Annotated in this window: 13 protein-coding genes and 1 pseudogene; 6 read left to right on the top strand and 8 right to left on the bottom strand. The window is 66.4% G+C overall.

All coding sequences use genetic code 11. The annotated features are described in order from the left end of the window. Positions 1-33: 33 nt before the first annotated feature. Positions 34-363 (top strand): hypothetical protein, encoded by a 330-nt coding sequence (locus OU996_RS16260; RefSeq protein ID WP_267582653.1) that lies wholly within the window; start codon positions 34-36, stop codon positions 361-363. Between the two features lie 24 nt (positions 364-387). Here OU996_RS16260 and OU996_RS16255 read toward each other — a convergent pair whose 3' ends face one another. Together OU996_RS16255 and OU996_RS16250 are read right to left on the bottom strand one after the other, a co-directional pair. Beyond that, positions 388-3,450 (bottom strand): efflux RND transporter permease subunit, encoded by a 3,063-nt coding sequence (locus OU996_RS16255; protein WP_420712770.1) that lies wholly within the window; start codon positions 3,448-3,450, stop codon positions 388-390. 61 nt (positions 3,451-3,511) lie between these two features. Continuing rightward, a complete protein-coding gene (locus OU996_RS16250) occupies positions 3,512-4,699 on the bottom strand; it encodes an efflux RND transporter periplasmic adaptor subunit (RefSeq protein ID WP_267582651.1) in 1,188 nt (395 codons plus the stop codon). A 636-nt stretch (positions 4,700-5,335) separates the two neighbouring features. Here OU996_RS16250 and OU996_RS16245 point away from each other — a divergent pair. From OU996_RS16245 to OU996_RS16230, 4 genes and pseudogenes are all read left to right on the top strand, one after another. Beyond that, positions 5,336-6,880: an MFS transporter gene (locus OU996_RS16245; protein ID WP_267582650.1), complete on the top strand. Its 1,545-nt coding sequence runs from the start codon at positions 5,336-5,338 to the stop codon at positions 6,878-6,880. Beyond that, complete coding sequence (locus OU996_RS16240) at positions 6,880-8,163, top strand: glycosyltransferase (RefSeq protein ID WP_267582649.1); 1,284 nt, start codon at positions 6,880-6,882, stop codon at positions 8,161-8,163. The genes OU996_RS16245 and OU996_RS16240 overlap by 1 nt, the downstream gene beginning before the upstream one ends. Before the next feature lie 25 nt (positions 8,164-8,188). Beyond that, positions 8,189-11,644, top strand: coding sequence for a bifunctional cytochrome P450/NADPH--P450 reductase (locus OU996_RS16235; RefSeq protein ID WP_267582648.1), 3,456 nt, complete (start codon positions 8,189-8,191; stop codon positions 11,642-11,644). Between the two features lie 217 nt (positions 11,645-11,861). Beyond that, positions 11,862-12,408 (top strand): annotated as a pseudogene (locus OU996_RS16230) (transposase); the annotation flags it as partial. Between the two features lie 91 nt (positions 12,409-12,499). Here OU996_RS16230 and OU996_RS16225 read toward each other — a convergent pair. The 5 genes from OU996_RS16225 to OU996_RS16205 are packed head-to-tail and all read right to left on the bottom strand — an operon-like array spanning position 12,500 to position 16,580. Further along, positions 12,500-13,609: a DUF917 domain-containing protein gene (locus tag OU996_RS16225; protein WP_267582647.1), complete on the bottom strand. Its 1,110-nt coding sequence runs from the start codon at positions 13,607-13,609 to the stop codon at positions 12,500-12,502. Then, a complete protein-coding gene (locus OU996_RS16220) occupies positions 13,606-14,286 on the bottom strand; it encodes an urea carboxylase-associated family protein (RefSeq protein ID WP_267582646.1) in 681 nt (226 codons plus the stop codon). Before OU996_RS16220 ends, OU996_RS16225 begins: the two co-directional genes overlap by 4 nt. 45 nt (positions 14,287-14,331) lie before the next feature. Further along, positions 14,332-15,048: an amino acid ABC transporter permease gene (locus OU996_RS16215; protein WP_267582645.1), complete on the bottom strand. Its 717-nt coding sequence runs from the start codon at positions 15,046-15,048 to the stop codon at positions 14,332-14,334. A 3-nt stretch (positions 15,049-15,051) separates the two neighbouring features. Further along, the gene (locus OU996_RS16210; RefSeq protein WP_267582644.1) at positions 15,052-15,711 is read right to left on the bottom strand and encodes an amino acid ABC transporter permease; all 660 of its coding nucleotides are present in this window, start codon (positions 15,709-15,711) and stop codon (positions 15,052-15,054) included. Positions 15,712-15,734: 23 nt separating this feature from the next. After that, complete coding sequence (locus OU996_RS16205) at positions 15,735-16,580, bottom strand: transporter substrate-binding domain-containing protein (RefSeq protein WP_267582643.1); 846 nt, start codon at positions 16,578-16,580, stop codon at positions 15,735-15,737. A gap of 130 nt (positions 16,581-16,710) precedes the next feature. On the opposite strand from OU996_RS16205, the gene OU996_RS16200 reads away from it, so the two are divergent. Further along, on the top strand, positions 16,711-17,646 hold the full coding sequence (locus OU996_RS16200) for a LysR family transcriptional regulator (RefSeq protein ID WP_267582642.1): 936 nt from the start codon (positions 16,711-16,713) through the stop codon (positions 17,644-17,646). 133 nt (positions 17,647-17,779) lie between these two features. On the opposite strand, the gene OU996_RS16195 is transcribed toward OU996_RS16200, so the two are convergent. Continuing rightward, positions 17,780-20,383 carry a fibronectin type III domain-containing protein gene (locus OU996_RS16195; RefSeq protein WP_267582641.1) on the bottom strand — a complete coding sequence of 868 codons (2,604 nt, stop codon included), beginning with the start codon at positions 20,381-20,383 and terminating at the stop codon, positions 17,780-17,782. Positions 20,384-20,522: the final 139 nt, after the last annotated feature.

Here is a 20,522-nt window from a genome sequence, read left to right as displayed (position 1 = left end):
TCAGTCGGTTCAGTGTTCGAGGAGACCACTGGCGTGAAGCTTTCTCATTGGCTCGACATGACAAAGATGGAACCGCTGAGCCTGTTCGCCATGACGGACGTGACCGTACCGAGCGGTCGCGGTGAGGCGGACCTGTGCGCGGTCGAGGCCGATATCTCCCGTGCGATGGCGGGCCTTTCATTGCCTGAGATCGCCAACGCGCTGACCGCGATCATGCTGCAGGCTGAAGCCACCCGCCGCCACGCCCTGCTGCGCGGCGCCAGTGATGCCGACGTCACGCCCTCCTGCGACCGCATCGTCGCGAATGCCAAGCGGGTCTGGCAACTCATCGCCGACGCAGCCGGCCCCGAAGGCCCCTGCTAACCGCCGCAATCTAACGCCGACGGATCACGGGCTGTTGGCGAGGGCTGGCGTGACCGGCGGCGTTGTTGTCGAGCCGCCCAGCCGGCGTTGCAGGGTGGCAAGGTAGAGATAGACCACCGGGGTCGTATAAAGCGTGAGCACCTGGCTGAGCGCCAGGCCGCCGACCATGGCGTAACCGAGCGGCTGGCGCAGCTCCGTGCCGGTGCCCGTGCCCAGCATCAGCGGCACGCCGGCCAGCAGCGCCGCCATCGTCGTCATCAGAATGGGTCGGAAGCGCAGACGGCAGGCTTCGGTTATCGCCTCCTCGGCGCTCATGCCGCGCTCGCGCTCGCCGGCGATGGCGAAGTCGACCAGCATGATGCCGTTCTTCTTCACGATGCCGATGAGCAGGATGATGCCGATGATGCCGATCACCGACAGGTCGAAGCCGCCGGCCCACAGCGCCAGCAGCGCGCCCACCCCCGCCGATGGCAGCGTCGACAGGATGGTCAGCGGGTGGATGAAGCTCTCATAGAGCACGCCGAGGATGACATAGACCGCGAACAGAGCCGCCGCGATCAAGGCCGGCTCGCTAGCCAGCGCGCTCTGGAACACCTGCGCGCTGCCCTGGAAGCTGCCGCTGAGGGTGGAGGGCGCGCCGAGTTCGGTCGAGGCCCGGTTGATCGCCGCCACCGCATCGCCGAGCGACACGCCCGGCTTGAGGTTGAACGAGATCGTCACCGCCGGGAACTGCGCCTGATGCGACACGGAGAGCGGCCCGACCGCCTGCGGGTCGATGGTCACCAGCGTCGAGAGCGGAATGGCCTGCCCGGTGCTCGGCGACTTCACGTAGATCTGGTCGAGCGTGCCGATATGCTGCTGCAGCTCCGGCGTCGCCTCAAGGATCACCGCGTAGGAATCGAGCTGGGTGAAGTACTGCGCCGCCTGCCGCTGGCCGAAGGCATCGTTGAGCGTCGCGTCGATCAGCGAGGGCTGGATGCCGAAGCGGGAGGCCCGGTCGCGGTCGATCGTCACCTTGAGCTGGGGCGCGTTGCCCTGCTGGTCGCTGGAGACATCAGTGAACTCAGGGAGCTGACGGATCCGCGCCAGCAGCTTGGGCGCCCAGTCCTCCAACTCGTGCAGGTCCACATCGGTCAGCGTGTACTGGTAGAGCGCCCGCGACACCCGGCCGCCGACCGATATGTCCTGCGCCGGCTGAAGGAAGACCGCGGCGCCGGTCACCTGCGCCAGCTTGGGGCGCAGGCGGTTGATGACCTCAGTGGCGCTGACGTCCCGCTCCTCGCGCGGTTTCAGCGCGACGAAGAAGCGGCCGGTATTCGTGGTGGTCGCTCCGCCGGAACCGAGCATCGAGCCGAAGGCGGCGACGGCGGGGTCCTTGGCGAGGACGGCGCCGATCTTCACCTGAAGGCGTTTCATCTCGTCGGGCGAGACGTCCTGCGCCGCCTCCGACAGTCCGCTGAGGATGCCGATATCTTGCGTCGGGAAGAAACCCTTCGGCACCGCCACGAACAGCCAGCCGGTGAGGGCGAGCGTGCCGAAGAACACCATCAGCGTGAGGAAGCGGTAACGCATCGCGACCGCCAGCGTACGCACATAGAAGGCGAGGAGAGCCTCGAAGCCGGCCTCGATCACCCGGTAAAGCCGGCCATGGGTGTGGGGCGGTGGCTTGAGGAAGCGCGCGCACAGCATGGGAGTCAGCGTCAGCGACACCAGTGCCGACACGGCAATGGAGGCGGTGACGGTGAGCGCGAACTCACGGAACAGCCGCCCGACGATTCCGCCCATCAGCAATAGCGGGATGAACACCGCGACCAGCGAGATGCTGATGGAGAGCACCGTGAAGCCGATCTCGCGCGCGCCTTTCATCGCGGCGGCATAGGCGGGCTCGCCCTCTTCCATGTGGCGCACGATGTTCTCGACCACGACGATGGCGTCGTCGACGACGAAGCCGACCGCGATGGTCAGCGCCATCAGCGACAGATTGTCGAGGCTGAAGCCCAGCGCGTACATCACCGCCGCCGAGCCGGCGAGCGAGAGCGGAACGGCCACGGCCGGTATCAGCGTCGCCCGCAGATTGCGCAGGAACAGAAGGATCACCATCACCACCAGCGCGATGGTGAGCAGCAGCGTGAACTCCACATCGGCGACCGAGGCGCGGATGGTGGTGGTGCGGTCGACGATGGTGTCGATGCTGATGCCGGCGGGGATGATGCCGTCGAGGCGGGGCAGGGTGGCCTTGATGGCGTCCACCGTCTCGATGACATTCGCGCCGGGCTGCTTGAACACCAAGAGCACCACGGCGGGGCGCCCGGTGCTCCACGCCGCGACATGGGTGTTCTCCGCGCCTTCCACCGCATGGCCGACATCGCGCACCCGCAGCGGGGCGCCGTTGCGATAGGCGAGGATCACGTCGTCATAATCCGCCGGCGTGACGATCTGGTCATTGGCGGCGATGGTGAAGCTGCGCACGGCGCCGTTGATCGCCCCCTTGGCGGCCTCCGCCGTGGAATCGGCGAGCGTGGTGCGGACATCCTCGAAGGTGAGGCCGCTGGCCGCCAGCCGGGCCGGGTCGATCTGCACCCGGATGGCCGGCTTCTGCTCACCGCCTATCACCACCTGCGCAACGCCCTTCACCTGGGAGAGGCGCTGGGCCAGCACATTGTCCGCGAAATCATCGACCTGGGTGATCGGCATGGTGTCCGAGCGCGCGGCGAGGATGAGGATCGGGCTGTCGGCCGGGTTGACCTTTCGGTAGCTCGGTGGCGTGGTCAGGTCGTCGGGAAGCTGACGCTGCGCGGCGGTGATCGCCGCCTGCACGTCCTGCGCCGCGCCGTCAATGTCGCGGTCGAGCGCGAATTGAAGCGTGATCGAGGTCGACCCCAGGGTGGATGTCGAGGTCATCTGGTCGAGCCCGGCGATCTGGCCGAAGCGCCGTTCCAAAGGCGCGGCCACCGCGGCCGCCATGGTGTCGGGGCTGGCGCCGGGCAGGGAGGCCGAGACCTGAATGGTCGGGAAGTCGACCTGCGGCAAAGGTGCCACGGGCAGCAGCGGATAGGCGACGACGCCAAGGAGCGCGAGCGCCGCCATCAGCAGCGTTGTGGCGATCGGACGTTCGATGAAGGGAGCCGAGAGGTTCACCGCGCGCGCCTCATTTAGCCGCCGCCGGGGTGTCCTGTGCCAGGCTTTCCCGGTCGCCTCCGGCGACCGCGACCTTGGTGTTGGCGCGCAGACGGTATTGCCCGTTGACCACCACCCGGTCGCCGTCGGTCAGCCCCTCCTTCACCACCGCGAACCCGTCCGCGACATGGCCCGTGACGATCGGCCGGGCTACGGCGGTGTTGTCCGGCGTCACCACCCAGGCGAAGACGCCGTCCTGCCCACGCTGGATCGCGGCGACCGGCACCGTCACCGCGTCCTTCATCGTGCCGACGGTCAGCGCGACATGGACAAAGGCGCCGGGCCACAGCCGCTCATCGTCATTGGGAAAGCTCGCCTTCAGCTTCAGCGTTGCCGTGGTGGCGTCGATCTGGTTGTCGATGACGGTCAGCGTGCCCGTGCCGAGCACGGTCCCGTCGTCCCGCGTCGCGACAGCCGGCACCGGCCCGCGCGCCTGCGCTTCCTGAACGGCGGCGATGTCCTTTTCCGGCAGCGAGAACACCACGTCGATGGGGGTGAGCGTGGCGAGCACGGCGATGGGCGTCGAATCGCTCGTATGCACGAGATTGCCGGCATCCACCTGGCGAATGCCCATGCGACCACCCACCGGCGCGGTGACCGTCGTGTAGTCGAGATTGGTCTGCGCGGTTTCCACAGCGGCAGCATCGGCGGCGACGGCGGCCTTGAGCTCGTCGACGGTGGCCTGCTGCTGGTCGAAGGTCTGACGGCTGGCATAGTCCTTCTGCACCAAAGCGGCGTAGCGGGCGAGATCGGCCTCCGCCCCGCGCAACTGCGCCTCGTCCTTGACCTTGCCGGCGCGCACCTGGTCGAGATTAGCCTGCGCCAATTTCGGGTCGAGTTGCGCCAGCACGTCGCCGGCCTTCACATTCTGACCCTCGTGGAAATTCACCGACTGAAGCGTGCCGTCGATGCGGGCGTGAATGTTCACGGTCCGCGAGGCCTGCACCATGCCAATGCCGTTCAGTACGACCGAGAGGGAGCGGCGCTCGACCGTCGCCACGTTCACCGGCACCGCCGCGCGCGGCGCGGGAGCCTCGGCCGCGCGGGGCGTGCTGGCACGGCTCGACCACGCATAGAGGCCGCCGCCCAGCGCAAGGAGGCATACCATGAAGATGGCACGCCCCCGCCACGCCGAGGTCCGCTCCGCCGTCTCACTCATTTCGCGCTCCCATCGCCCATGAAGGCGCCAGGGGAGTGTGGCGTGTTCGGTGACAAGATGTGAGTTAAATATTGTTTAGAAACAGTACCTTAGGGAAGGTGCATAAGCCTTGTTGTAAGGAGAGGCTCGGTCGCTGGCGGTGGAGCGCTATAGCCTGCTAAGCTGGGGCTGCCGCGCCTTCAACAGGGAGGCCACGGCGTGAGGTTTGGACTGCTGCCGCCATCGTCGATCATTCACAGCTGTATGAAACTGGCGCGCTGATCAGATTGAAACCGCGAACACATATGTCGTGGAAATTGCTTTTGTTTAAAAGTGCCGGGGAATGGATCGAAGGGGCAGTTCGAAGGCAGGGGGCGCCAGCCCGGATGTCAACAAATACATCCGCGCGGATTGTGCTCGTCGGTCGCGTTCGACTCCCGCACGCTCCCCATAGGCCACTAAGCGCCCTACACGGTGTGATTTGGCGCCGGTTGCCGTCCACTACTCGGCACCGTGCCATCGATTGCGCTAGAGCGACGGTGTTTTCTTATGAGGGGGGCGTGGACAAGCTCGGGGCGACCGCAGAAACTCGGTGCCGGATCATGGCCGGGACGCATCGCTGGCGGGTGCCGCCATGGTCGGTGTTCGGGAGCCTGCATGACCACCGCAACCAGCCAGCAGCGATGGTGCGCCGTGTTTGCTGGCAGCGGCGCGCTGGGCATGATCATGATCGACGCGACCGGCACGGCGGTGGCGCTTCCCTCCATCCAGCGCGACCTGATGCTGAGCCACGGCGCCCAGCAATGGATCATCACCCTCTACGCGCTGACCGTGGCGGCTACCATCGCGACCGGGGGGCGCCTGGCGGATGTCTTTGGCCGCAAACGCACCTTCATCGCCGGCGTCGTGCTGTTCGCCCTGGGCTCGCTCCTCTGCGGCGTGTCGGTTGATCTGCCCATGCTGCTCTGTGGCCGCGTGCTGCAGGGGCTGGGCAACATTCTCATGGCGCCTGCCGCGGCGCTGCTGGCCACCGAGGCGTTCGGGCCCAACCAGCGCGGCCGGGCGATGGGCATTTACAGCGCCCTGGGCGGCCTCGCTCTGGTGTTCGGTCCGATCATCTGCGGCGCGCTGGTGCAGCTTGGCAGCTGGCGCTGGGCCTTCTTTGTCAACCTTCCGCTGGCCGCCGCAACCCTCGTGCTGCTCCGTGCGGCCGGTCCGGCGGCCGCCAGCCCGCGCGGCGGCACCTTCCGGCCGGCTTACAGCCTGCTGCTGGCGGCAGCGCTGGGGCCTCTGGTGCTGGGTCTGCAGCAGAGCCATGTCTGGGGGTGGAACGCGCCCCTTACGCTTACCCTGATCGCGGCAGGCGCGGTTCTTCTGGCGCTGTTCATCGTCGGGCAGCGTCGCGCGGTCGAGCCGCTGGTGGATATGCGCCTGTTTGCCGACCGGCAGTTCACCGCGGACAGCCTCGTGCTGTTCTGCGCGCAGTGCGCGCTGGTCGGGCAATCGGCCTTCGGCGCGATCTATCTCCAGCGCATCCTGCACTTCACCCCGCTTCAGTCGGGCCTCGCCATGCTGCTGTTTCTGCTGCCGCTGATGCTGTGTGCGCCGCTGGCAGGCCGGCTCTATGACCGATATGGCGCGAAGCTGCCGGTCGTCACCGGATTGACGCTGGCGACCCTCGGCCTGTTCTGGCAGACGCACGTGCTGCCCCGTGCAGATTTCCTGCTGATGTTTCCCGCCCTCATCGTCACCGGCGCGGGGATGGGCCTCTTCCTGTCGCAGGCCTATACGGACGGCACCGCCCGCGTGGTCGAGGACCAGCGCGGGAGTGCCTTTGGTGCCCTCGACACGGTGCGCCAGCTCGGCGGCGCCATCGGCATGGCGGCGATCGGCACGGCGGTCGCCGGCATGGAGCGCGCCCGCGTGCTCGACATCGCGGCGAAGGCCGCACCCGAGGGGGCGGCGCGCGCCCAGCTCGAAAGCCTCATGGAGCAGGCCATCTATGGCAAGGACGAGGCGGTGCGGGCGCTGCTCGACCAGTGGCCGGCGGTCGCCTCCGCCCTGCGCCTCAGCGCCGCGCAGAGCATTGGCGACGGCTATTACGTCGGTTCCGGCATGGTGGCGCTGGGCCTGCTGGCCGCCCTGGTGCTGATGCGCCGCAAGCCGGCTGCGCTTCCACAAAACGCCAAGATGGTGCCCTGATGCGCGTTGTTCTGGCCACGCTCGGATCGTTCGGCGATCTCTATCCCATGCTCGCGATCGGGCAGGCGCTGCGCGCGCGCGGCCATGAGCCGATCATCGCCGCCCCGCCGGTCTATGCCCCGCGCGTGGCGGCGCTGGGCCTGACCTTCCATCCGCTGCGGCCGGACTTTCCCCCCGACGTGCTGATGGAGATCTTTGGCGACCCGGTGCATGGCGGGCGTCGCCTGCTCCTCGACCTCGTCTTTCCTCATGTTCGTGAGACCTACGAGGATCTGCTGAATGCCACCGAAGGCGCCGACGCGCTGGTGGTGGGCGAACTTGTCCATGTGGCCCGGCTGGTCGCGGCGCGGCGAGGTATCCCCTGGGCCAATGCCATGCTGGCGCCCGCCACCATGATGTCGGCGCTCGATCCAAGCATCTACAGCTGGTTTCCGGCGGGCTACCATCTGCGTCATCTCGGGACATGGCCGCAGCGGCTGATGTTCCGCCTCATCCGCCACCAGACGACGCGGTGGGCCGGTCCGCTCTTGGCCCTTCAGCGTGAAATGGGGGTGGGCACCGGCGACATCATCTTCACCGACAAATTTTCGCCCGATCTCGTGCTGGCGTTGTTCCCGCGTGTTTTCGGCGCGCCGCAACGGGACTGGCCGGCCGCCTCCGTACAGACGGGCTTTCCCTTCTTCGCGCAGGAAGCGAGCCCCGAGACCGCTGCGCGTATCGAGGCCTTCCTCGCGGCCGGCTCGCCGCCGGTGGTGTTCACGCTGGGCACCACGGTGGTCTATCTGGCGCACGACTTCTACCAGGTTGCCGCCGATACGGCCCGTGCACTGGGGCGTCGCGCCATCCTGCTCATGGGCAAAAACCCGCCGCCCGATGCGCCGGCCGATCAGGTGCTGGCACTCGATTATGCGCCGCATTCCAGCCTGTTTCCTCATGCCGCCGCCGTGGTGCAGCATGGAGGCGTCGGCGGCTGCGCGGAGGCGCTGCGGGCCGGCGTGCCGGTGCTCACCATTCCCTTCGCCTTCGACCAGCCCGACAATGCGATGCGGATGCGGCGCATAGGCGTGGGGGCGGCGCTCCCGCACACGAAGGTCAACCGGGCCGCCCTCGAACAGAGCCTGCGCGCGGTGCTTGATGACACGGGGCTTGCCGCGCGCGCCAAGGCGGTGGCGCGGGAGATCGACCCCGAGCGGGACATGGCGGCGACTGTGGCCGCCATCGAGGCGCTGCAGGTCAGCCCGGCGCAGCGCAGCTCCGCCACCCTACCCAACGCCGAACGCTGATCATCTCCGGGCGCCAGGAGCTCCCATGTCCGCTGCCGAGACCGCCGCCAACGAGACCGCCCCCGCCCTGAAGACCCTTGAACTCAGTCTTCCGGCCGGAAACATCCGCGTCGGCTGGTTTTCCGGCGCCAGCCGTGAGGCGGTGCTGGAGGCGGTCCGTGTTGCCGCCCACCTCAAGCCCGGCGCTACCTTCCATGTCGAAACGCCGGATGGGAGGGTGGTCGCGTTGGATGACAGCGTTCCCGATGGGGCGCAACTGACACTGGTGACCGCCGGCAGCGATGCCGCCGGTACGCATGAGGCCGTTCCCGGTCCCAAGCCGTATCCCATCGTCGGAAACTTGCCCGAGCTGCATCACGCGGATGGCCTCGTGGGCGCGATGGCCGATCTTCACGCCCGCTATGGCGACTTTTTCGCCTTCACGGCGCCGGGCGGGAAGGCCTATTTCTGTGCCGATGCCGATATAGTCTCGGAGATGACGGCGGCCCCTGATGTGTTCGCCAAGGTGGTGGAGGGCCGTGGCGGCCTTGGCAACCTCGCGGAAAAGAGTGTCGGCAGCGCGCTGTTCACCGCCAGTGACGATGACCCGCTGTGGCACCGCGCCCACCGCATTCTCGCCCCGGCCTTCGGCTCGACCGCGCTGAAGAACTACTATGGCCGCATCGTCGAGGTGGCCGACGACCTCTTCGCCCATCTCGACCGGCTGGGGCCCGACGAGAGCTTCCTCGCGACCGACTTGATGACCCGGATGACTTTCGAGGCCATCTCCTACGCCGCCTTCAACAAACGGTACGGGGCCATCGACTCTCCCGACCTCCCGCCTTTTGTCGAGGCGATGAACCTGGTGCTGGTTGATGCGATGCAGGAGCCGAAGCGCGTCCTGCCGGAAATCTTCTACCACGAGGCCCGCCGCCAGCGCGTCGCCGCCGACAAGATCATGCTGGACGATGTGAACGCCATCATCCGCGAACGGCGCGCGCTCATGGACTCGGGCGCGCCCGTGCCCACGGACCTGTTGCAGGTGATGCTCACCACGCCGGACCGGGTGACCGGGCTCAAGCTGCCGGACGACAATATTCGCGGCCAGCTCATCGTCCTGCTGATCGCCGGCCATGAGACCACCAGCGGCATGCTCTCCTATGCGCTCTACCATCTGTGGAAGAACCCGGACGTGCTGGAGAAGCTGATCGCCGAGGTGGATCAGGTGCTCGGCCGGGATTTCTCCTATGTCCCGACCTATGAGGATTGCGGCCGGCTGGACTACACCCAGCGCGTCTTGAAGGAGGCGCTGCGGCTGTGCCCGCCCGTGCCCATGTTCCCCCGTTATGTCACCCGCGACACGACTGTGGGCCATGGCCGCTACGAGGTGAAGGCCGGCGAGCGCATCTTCGTGTCGCTGACCACCCTGCATACCAATCCGCGCTTCTGGGGCCCCGACGCGCACAGCTTCCGCCCCGACCGCTTCCTGCCGGGGGAGGAGGGCAAGCACCACCGCGATGCCTACCATCCCTTCGGCATGGGCGTGCGCTCCTGCATCGGCTTCCAGTTCGCTCTCCTGGAAGCCCGCATGGTGCTCGCCCGCTTCATCCAGCGCTACACGGCCCGCCCGCGCGACCCGCATTATATGCTGCACCACAAGCAGGCGCTCACCGTGAAGCCGGACCATCTGGAGATGCGGCTGGAACGGCGGCCCGAGGTGAAGGGCCGCTTTCCGGTGCGGGCTGAATCCCCCAAGGGTACGCCCGTTGCCGAGACCGTCTCGGGAGTCGGTCGGCCGATGAGCGTGCTCTACGGTTCCAATATGGGGGGCTGCCGCGACATCGCCCTTGCCCTGGCGCGCGATGCCGGCAGCCGGGGCTTTGCCGCGCGCGTGGCGGAGCTGGACGAGCAGGTGGGCCAGCCCTGGCTGACCGACGGGCCGGTGGTCATCGTCACCTCCACCTATAACGGCGCGCCCCCGGACAACGCCGCCGGCTTCGCCCGTTGGCTGGAGACAGCGCCGCCGGATGCCTGCGCCGGCGTGCGCTTCGCGGTGCTGGGCTGCGGCAACGCGCAGTGGCGCCAGACCTTCCAGAAATTCCCCCGGACCATCGCCGAGGGTCTCGCAGCGCGCGGCGGCACGCCCCTTCTGGCGCCCGGTGCGGCCGACGCCGACGGCGACTTCGAGGCGGCGGTGGAGAGCTGGAGCGCGGGCCTGTGGCAGGCACTCGACAGCGCCGACGTCGGGCGTACCCAGGACGTCGATGCGGCTGGGACGCCGGCCATCAAGGTGGAGGTGGTGAATTTCGCCGGCGCAGCGACGGAGGCGGCACCGCGCCGTGGCACGGCGCTCGATCAGGACGCCGTGCGGATCGAGGTGCGGGTAAACCGCGAACTGCAAGCGCTGGACGCGCGCGGCTCCACCCGCCATATCGAGCTGTCCCTGCCCGCCGGCGCTGCCTATGCCGCGGGCGATCATCTCGGCGTCTTTCCCAGCAATCCGCCGGCGCTCGTGGCCGCCGCGGTGGCGCTTTGCGGCCTCGCCGCTGATGCCACGGTGCTGCTGACCGCCCTGAAGCCGGAAGCGGAGGGGGAGGGTGGGCTGCCCTTTGGCGTGCCGGTCCGCGTGGGCGAGCTTCTCGCCGAGCATGTGGATCTCGCCGGCCCGGTGAAGCGGCGCGAATTGCGGGCCTGGGCGAGGGCGGCCCGCTGCCCGCCCGATCAGGCGCGGATCGCTCAATGGCTCGCCGATTTTCCGGCCCTTGCTGCCGGCAAGCCGCGCATGATGGATCTGCTCGCGCAGGTGCCATCGGTGCAGCTTGACCTGGCCACCCTGCTCGGCCTGCGGCCGGCACTGAAGCCGCGCTACTATTCCATCTCGTCGTCACCCTTGCTCGCGCCGGATCGCTGCTCGCTCACCGTGGGCGCGCTTCGTTTCCGATGCGGCGACGGAACCGAGCATGACGGCCTGTGCAGCACCTATCTCGCGGGCCGCGCCGAGGGAGCGACGCTGCGCGCAGTGGTGAAGGACACGGGCAGCGCCTTTCATTTGCCGGACGATCCCTCCGTGCCGCTCATTCTCATAGGACCGGGCACCGGCATCGCGCCCCTGCGCGGCTTCATCCAGGAGCGGCATGCGCTGAGGGCGAAGGGCGTCGATGTGGGGCCGGTGCTGCTGTTCTTCGGCTGCCGGAACGAGGGCGATTACCTCTATCGCGAGGAACTGGAAGCCTACCGGGATGAAGGCACGTTGAGCCTGCTCGCAGTCGCCTTCTCGCGCTGCCAGGGCATGCCCAAGACTTATGTCCAGGATCTGCTGCGGGTCCATTCCGCCCCGGTCAAGGAACTGGTCGCGCGCGGGGCCTCCATCCTGATTTGCGGCAATGCCCGCACCATGGCTCCTGATGTACGCGCGGCCTTGACCGACATCCTCGGCGCCCCGGCCTTGCCCGAGCTGGAAGCCGCGCACCGCTACCTCCAAGACGTTTGGGCCTCCAACTGACGATGATCACACTTGTACGATCGGGCCAGGGTACCCCGGAGGTCATTCGAAAATGCCGCTCGGATTGCTGGGGTGCTGACGATCGTTGAGAACATCAGCGCGCCCACGATTGGCGCAGAGGCGATGCGCAATGCCACGTAACTGATGGATTGGTACGTCCATGAGCTCCTGCGCCTCAAGGGAGCGGCCCCGAGCGAGGCCCGCATTTGCATCTTTGGCGGGCGACGAGGCTGGTAACAGCCGCAACGGCTATGGCTGTAAGACGGTGACGACCGAGACCGGCCGGATCGAGCTGGATATCACGCGCGACCGACAGGCGACGTTCGATCCGCAGCTCATCGCCAAGTACCAGCGCCGCTTTCCCGGCTTCGACGACAAGATCGTATCGGTGTACGCCCGTGGCACGAGCGCCCGGGAGATCGCCGGGCATCTGCGCGAGCTCTGTGGCATCGAGGTCTCGCCCGAGCCCATCAGTGCGGTCATCGACGCCGTGCTGGAGGAAATCGCCACCTGGCAGGCTCGCCCGCTTAAGCCGATCCGCGCCGTTTTCCCGAAGCAATAGTCCAGACCTGCATCGTCCACTTGTTGCGCCGGAGCCTCGACTTCGTCTCCTACAAGGATCGCAGGGTCGTCGCGGCGGCCCTGAAGGGCATTTATCGCGCCGTGGCCGCCGCTACCCGGCTATCGGCCAGAGCTGGCGACGGGCATGGAGTGAGGTCATTGCGTTCTATGGCTTCCCGGCCGATGTCCGCCGCATTCTCTACCGCCCCGCGCTTTGACGCGCATTTCCGGGCGAATGGCGAGCTTCGCTCGAATCCACTAGCTTCGCCAGGAACTGCCCGACCTAACGCCATGTCACTCGGACCGACCCGCCTCGAAACCGAGACGGGCGGGGCCGAGGCGTTCAATTCCTGCCGGTGTCCGCCAGATCGCGTCGAGCGCGGGCACCACCACGGCCACGACTTCGCGGCCCGGTTCGACGTCGCCGAGGGTGGTCAGCGGTTCGAGAGTGCTTGCATCGAGCACCGCGATCGGATCCGGGCTTGAGGCGATGAGTTCATCGCTTCGCCAGACGAGATGGTGCTCGTTCTTGACCCAGATGCGGAAGCTGTCGCCGGCGTTCCCGTCGAGCCCAGCAAAATAATAGTCGAGGTCGCGGAAGCGATACGGCTCGGCACTGCGCCAGTGCACCTTGGTCGTTGTGCCTTTGAACAGAAGGCGACCGCCCGTGCGTGCGAACAAGGCCTCCAGGCGCTGCGACACCTCGCCCGTGCCGCTGAGAATGGTGCCGATCTCCTGCGCCGTCGCAACGCTGCCCGGCACCAGTCCGGCGGCGAATGCGCTCAGGGGCGCGAGATATCCGGCGCAGGCGAGCCCCCGTCCATAGACTGCCGCGTTGATCTGGCGCGCGAGACGGTCGGTCATCGACGCGCCGCTTGTGGTCAGCAGCACGGTCTCGTTGCCGAACCGATCGACCAGCGCGGCCGGCGCGGGCGACAGACCGACGAGGTCGAGCTTGGCAAGGCCAAGTTCGGGAATTGAGCGTCCCGTACCATCGCAGTCAAGCACTGCCTTGCCCAGCATGTCGGCCGCCACCAGGGTCGCGGCCATGGCGAGGCTGCCAAGCTCGACGACAGCCAGCGCCGCGATCTCGGTGCCGGTCGCGCGTTCCAGCGCCTGCACGGCGCGGGCAAAGCGCAGCGGTATCGCGAGATCAGCCTCGGGGACATTCAGCGCGGCACGCAGCGCGATGGGGATGTCCTTGTCGGGATCGCGTCCACCGATGACGATGGTCGCGCACGCATGCGATTCCGGCGGCAGATCGGCGGGGGCGGTGAACCGGGGCGTCCAGTCCGCGCCAAAATGGCCGCGCAGTAACGCGAGGCCGGCCTCGGCGCGTCCACCGCCACCCGTGCCGTAGAAGACGAGACCGCGGAACAGCTCCTCCAGCGCCGATGAGCTCATGACGACGCCTGCGTGTTGTAGACGACCAGACCAAGCCGTGTGGCATTGAAGCCGTTGCAGATGTTACGCTCCTGCGGGCAATTGGAGATCGCCACGACGAGGTCCATCTCTGCATGGAGATCGATGAAATCGCCTGACTTGGACACCGGAGCAATAACCTCGATATTGCCTTCCGGGCTGATAGGCACGTTCATGAAGATATTGAACGTGTAGGGAATTTCGCTCAACCGCACGCCATAAGGCTCCATCACGGCGGCAAGGTTTTCGCGGCAGTTCGGCTGGTGCGCAGCCTTTTCGCCATAGCGCAGGCGGTTCAGCCCTGGGCAGCAGGAGCCGGCCAGAATGTCGTGCCGCCCCACCGTGTCCTGCGTGATCTTGAGCATGGGATAGGCATCCACCGAGCGGATATAGTCGCCGGTGGTCAGGTGGATGTTGCCCTTCACCATCACCGTGGTGCTGGGGGAGATTTTGTCGACGAGATTGTGGCGGTCAAAGCAGATGAGGTCGGCGACCTGCTGCCCGTCGAGATCAATGATCCGCAGCGTGTCACCCTTGTCGAGCTCGAACGCAGTGCGGCCTTTCGGGACCAGAATGCGCTCCCAGCGACGCGGGCCCGGCTCGTTATGGAGGCCGCGCAGGTCCGGGAGGCTGCCGGGCGCATCGAGCAACTGGTCCATGGCGTCTGTTCCTTTTCTCGTTGAAGCAGGTGTTGGGTCCGCGCCTCAGCGCCAATAGAAGTCGAGCGTGAGATAGCGCCGCGCCACGGCGCTGCCGCGTATTGTGTGGCGGCGCCGTTCCCGCACGCCCCTGTCGAGGCGATCGAGCACGGCGCCAAGCGTTGTCGCCAGCAGCCAATAGAGCGCCGCGGTGATGATGAAGGTGCCGACCGTGTCGAAGGTCTCGGCCTGGATGCGCAGGGTCGCGTGGGTCAGCTCGGGAACCGCGATGATCGAGAGGATCGCGGAGTCCTTGAGGAGCATGATCGCCACGACGCGGCCGGGCGGGAGCCCGACGCCCAGCATTTGCGGGCCGACCACAAGGCGCAGAATGTGCAGGCGTGACAGACCAAGGCTTCGTGCAGCCTCACTCTGTCCAACGGGCACCGCGCGGTAGGCCGCAAGCAGCACCTCGGCGAAATAGGCGGCGCCATAGAGGGCAAGCGCGACCATGCCGCTCTCCCAGGCCGGCAGACGCAAGCCAAGCCGCGGGGCACCGAAATGGACCAGAAACAGCACCACGATGAACGGCGCGTTTCGCAGCAGCTCGATCAGGACTGCAGCCGGCACGCGCAGCAGCTTCCGACGGGAGTGTTTGCCGGCGGCCAGTGGGATGGCGAGGAGGACGCCAAGCGCAATGCCGGCCAGCGAGACCCACACGGTGAGCAGCAGCCCGTTTGCCAGCAGCGGCCAATAGCGAAGAGCAAGATCGAACGTCGCCACGGGTCAGCGCATCCCGTGGCGGGTCATGGACTGCAGCTTGTCGCCGAGGCGGCTGGCAACGATGTTGATGGCGACATAGATCGTCGCGACCGCCAGCAAGGTTTCGAACGGGCGGTAATTCACCGCATAGATCTGCTGCGCGGTACGCATCATGTCAGTGACGGTGATGACCGAAAGCAGCGCCGTCGCCTTCAGCAGAATGGTGAACTCGTTCACCAGCGGGCCGATGCTGAGACGGAAGATCTGCGGCAGCAGTACCCGTGACCACACGCAGAGCGGCCCGAGGCCGAGCGCGGCCCCGGCCTCCACCTGCCCCGGCGGGATCGCGGTGAGCGCCCCGCCGAAGATCTCGCTCATGAAGACCGCGCTGCAGAGGCCGAGGGCCAACGTGCCGGCGACCACCGGCGACAGGTTCAACCCGATCGCCGGCAGGACGTAATAGGCGAACAGGATCAACACCAGCACGGGCACGCCGAGGACGATGCTACGTAGAGCCGCGATGAGGAGACTGAGAAGCGGCCATTTGAGTACGCGCAACAGCAGCAGTGTGACCCCGCCGCACAACCCCAGAACCATGGCGGCGAGGGCGATGGAGAGGCTGATCCAACTGATGGCGAGCAGCTTCGGTAGCGCATCGAGATAGGCTGATCCGTCAAGCGCCATCGCCTTGCCCTGCCTCGGATGCGTCAGAGTGCGCCGGCGGGGAGGTAGCCGGTGTCCGGGATATCCATGGTGAAGCCAAACCACTTCTTCTGGAACTCGGCGAGTTTGCCGCTGTCACGCAGCTTCTTGATCTCTGCCGAGATGCGCGCCCTCAACTCAGGATCTGCAGGCCGGGTAACCCAGGCGATATAGCGCGGCGTCTGGCTGATGGTGTCGCCAACGGCGAAGACGCCGGGCTTTTCCTTGATCAGCGTGGCGACGTTCGGCCCGCTCTGCACCACCGCGTCGAGCTCGCCGCTGGCAAGCGCCACGTAGACTTCCGGGAAGGACGGGTAGAGTTTCAATTCCTTGAAGCCCGTGCCGCCGGCCGCCTTGAGCGCGGCGTCGGCCTTGCGAGCCTCCTGCTCGGTCGTGGTACCGAGCTGGGTGCCGACGACCTTGCCCTCAAGATCCTTGACGGTGGTGATCGGGCTGTCGGCGCGCTTGAGGATGACCTCGCTGCTGACTGCGATGGGCATGGTGAAGGCGTATTTTGCTGCGCGCTCCGGCGTGATGCCGACCGAGGTCGCGACGAAATCGAATTTCTTGGCGTCGAGCCCGGGCAGGATGCCCTGGAACGGCACGTCGAGCTGGATCAACTCGACGCCGAGATCGGCGATGACCGCGTCGAGTATATCCTTGCCGTAGCCGACGATCTTGCCGTTTTCGACGAACTCGAAAGGCGGAAAGGCGGCTTCGGTACCGACCGTGACCTTCTTCTCCGCAAGAATGGTCGCCAGTGTGTCAGCCTTGGCCGACCAGCCCGAGCACAGCGCGGCGAGGGCGATTGCGGTGGCGCCGGCCAGCCGCCAGCAGCTCCTGTTCGTCATTCCAGTCTCCCGTTTGGCCCGTCGTCGATGGTGCAGGCGCGAGAAGGCTAGGAGTGCGCGCGTCCGCCCGCTAGCATCATTAACTCAATGGAGCGCTGCCTTTTTGGCAGCGGTCACTCGGGAATTTGCCATGCTGCACTCGCGCCTCATGCGCTACATCGACGAGGTCGCTCGCGCCGGATCGATGCGCCAGGCGGCCGAGCGGCTCGGCATCGCCTCCTCGGCGATCAACCGACAGATCCTGGCCTTCGAGGAGGAGCTCGGCGTCGCGGTGTTCGAACGCCTCTCGAGCGGGGTGCGGCTCACGGCGGCCGGTGAACTGCTGGTCGAGCACATCCGCGCGACGATGAAGGACCATTCGCGCACGATCGGTCGGATCAGCGATCTCAAGACGCTGCGGCGCACGCGTATCAACGTCGCGACACTGGAAGCGCTGACCGCCGATGTGCTCGCCCCGGTCGTCAGTGCGTGGCACATGACCTACCCGCTGACACACATCACACTGACGGCCATGCCCGCCGAACGCATCGCTCTGGCCGTCGGCGAGGGAGACGCGCAGTTTGGTGTTGGCTTCGACCTGCCCCCACAACCGAACCTCAACATCTACAGCAGCACGCGCTGCAGCGTCGGCCTCGTGGTGGGACCGGGTCACCCGCTCGCGTCGCGCAGCAGCGTGCGGCCCAGCGACCTTGCCGGGCATCCCTTCGCTCTGCCGGCTGAAGGGCTCACCTTGCGGGCGATCTTCGACCGGCTCACCCGACGCTCGCGCCTTGCCATTGAGCCGATCGTCGAGAGCAACTCGATCGACCTTCTGAAGCGGCTGGCACGGCTCAGCGATCTTGCAACGGTGTTGACCCGCGCCGATGTAGAACTCGAACGCCTAGGCGGCACACTGAGCTTCGTGCCCATCATCTCGGAGGAGGTCAGCTGGCAGACGCTGGTCATCGTCCACCGCTCCAGCGCGCAGCTTTCAGGGCTCACAACGCGCTTCGCCGAAAAGCTCGCCGATGTCATCCAGCAGATCGGAGACGGTGGAGCAAACGACCGCGGCTTTCCCGCCCGCTGACAAGAACTGCATCGATCCTATGGGCCTCGGCCGCTGACCGGGCATTGGCCAACGAACAGAGCGTCGCTGCCGCCCCAGAGCGGCATGCCGCAGGCTGCGCATGGCCGCCTGCGGCTTTGTCGATACTCGAGGATCAGGCGAGGCCGTCCGACGCATGCAGCGCGCTGGCGACGGACACCGTTTCTGCCGCGGCTTCATCAGCCGCATCGAGGAGGGTCTGCCATTCCGCCAGCGTCGTCGCATCCTTGGCCGTGATGTCGTCGATCGACATGTCGGCAAGCCTCACGCCGTCAAGCGTATAGGTCTGGTCATTGCCCGCGATGGCGATGACGACCGAACCATCCACCTCCGAAACGGAGAAGCTGTCCGCCGACATCCAGCCGAAGTCGAGGGTATCGGTCGCAGTATCGAAGGACACGACGCTGTCACTGCCCCACGCCCAGGTAATGGCCGTGGTGGTGCTGGTTCCGGTCTCGCCGTTATCAGTGTTCCCGGTGTCGTCTTCGCCCGTTTCCGTGTTGCCGGTGTCGGGGTTGTCCCCGTCCGTCGCCCCCGTGTCGGAGCCGTCTTCGCTCGCAGCATCAAGTGCGTCCTGCCAGGCGGAGAGCGCGCTCGCGTCCTTGGCCGTGATGTTGTCCATCGACAGATCGTCGAGGCTCACACCATCCAGCGTATAGGTCTGGTCGTTGGAGGGGATAGCGATGACGACCGAGCCATCCTCTTCCGAGATGGTGAAACTGGCGGAGGAGAACCAGCCGAAGTCAAGCACATCGGTCGCCGGGTCGAACGACAGCACGGTCTGGCTGCCCCACGCCCAGGTGATGGTCGTGGTGGTGCCGGTTCCGGTATCGTCGCCGTCCGTGCTGCCGGGGTCGGTGTCGTCCGGGTCCGTGTCGGTGTCGTCTGTATCATCCGGGTTCGTATCGTCTGGATCTGTCGTGCCGGTGTCATCCGGGTCGGTATCGCCACCCGTATCGGTGTCGTCTTCGCCGGTGCCGGTGCTGCCGTCGCTTACCGTCTTGAGAATCTCCGCGAAGGCATAGGTCTCCTGCTCGACGCCACTGCCGGTGGGCGAGACGTAGCCGGTGGCTGAACCGTTGTCGCGGCTCAGCGACCACATGGAGAGACCCGCGACATTGTCGTTGGCTTCTGCGAAATCGACCAGCTGCTGGGCATCCTCCAGCGTGAACACCTCGGTGGTGACATCGTTGATGCCGATCATCACGGTGATGACGATCTGGCTGTCGAGGCCGATCGCCTCCAACTGGGCGATGGTCGCCAGCGCCGCGGAAATCGCGTCGGCGCCCATGTCGCCCGTGTCGTAATAGGCGCCATAGTCCATCGCCATGATGTTGACGGTGGAGATTGTTACCCCTGCTTCCATGGCCGCGGTCAGCAGGTCGATGCCGTCCTGGGTCAGGCCGGTGGTGAGCACTGGAAGGGTGAACGACACCTCCAGCTCGGGATTCGCCTCCTGCAACAGCACGAGCGCCTCATTGCGCAGCGCGTTGGCGGCGTCATTGGCGATAGCCGACCCCTCGATATCGAAGTCGAGCTGGGTAACGTGATAGCGGTCGATCAGTTGCTGATAGGCGGCCGCGAGTGCCTCGGCGCTGGAGAAGGTGAGTGCCCCTTCCTGGCCATTGGCGCCACCGAGCGAGATCGTCACCTCCACGCCCATCGCCTGGAGCTGCTCGACCTGCGAGAGTATTGTGGTGCCGTTCGGCAAAGTGTCGTCGGCGATCGTGCCGATGCCGCCCCAGCCGAGCGTATCGGTGCCGGAGGAGAGGACGAAGGCCAGGGTGACCGCGCTGAGGCCGGCGGCCGAGACGATCTCGACCAGATTCTGACTGCTGGACAGAGACATGTCGATATAGGGCGAGAAGGTCTTGTCGCCCCCGCCCGTGCCCTCGGCGGCGGTGCTCACGCTGACGGCCTCGGAGGCTTCGGACGCCCCGGCCTCGTCGACCGCGACGATGGTGAAGGAGTAGGTCGTGGACGCCGCCAGATCCGTCACCTTGTAATAGGTGGAACTGGTGGTGCCGATCAGAACGCCGTCTTGATAGACCTCATAGGCGCTAACCGTGCCGACACCGTTTACCTCGGCAGCATCCCACACCAGAACGGTGGTGGAGGCGGAGGTGCTGGCGGCGTAGAGATCGTCGGGCGCATCCGGCACAACCGGGGTGGTGTCCATATAGCCCACGAACGTCCAGACCGAGTTGCTGCCGGACGGGTCGTCACCCTGCGTCCACCATCCTGCCTGGTAGACGGAATTGCCGACGCTGACGAGATCGCCGGCCTTATAGACATTGCTGGCGGACCAGGCGGCCGCGTAAGCGGTGGTCGCGCTTGAGCTATCGGTTTCGTCGTCGGTGTCGATGGATGCGCCGCTGTCATCGGTGCTGTCGTCGCTGCCGGAACTGTCGTCATCGGAGCTTTCGCCAGAGTCGCTGCCGGCGGCCTCGATGGCCGCCTGCCAGACCACGAGGGTCGAGGCATCGCGGGCGGTGATATTCGCCAGCGTCAGGTCGGAGAGCCGCACGCCCTCCAGCCTGTAGGTCTGATTGTTGGATGGGATGGAAATGACGACCGAGCCACCCTCTTCCGAGATGGTAAAATTGTCCGAGGACAACCAGCCGAAATCGAGCACATCGGTGGCCGGATCGAAGGAAAGCACCGTATCGGTGCTCCACAGCCATGTGATTGTTGTTGTCGCACCGGACGCGGAAGACATGACTACCCCTTGATAAAATTTGATCAGACACGAAGCTACGCCGACGAAAAGCCGGGAGACCCGGCCCCTCAGATTCGAATGCGCCAATAAAACGTTGATCGCGCAGGGACATAATCTGTCAAAATGCGCAGTGCGGCCC

Source organism: Ancylobacter sp. SL191 (genome assembly GCF_026625645.1).
In the GTDB taxonomy this organism is placed as follows: Bacteria; Pseudomonadota; Alphaproteobacteria; order Rhizobiales; family Xanthobacteraceae; genus Ancylobacter.
This window is presented reverse-complemented; position numbering and strand designations above follow the sequence as displayed.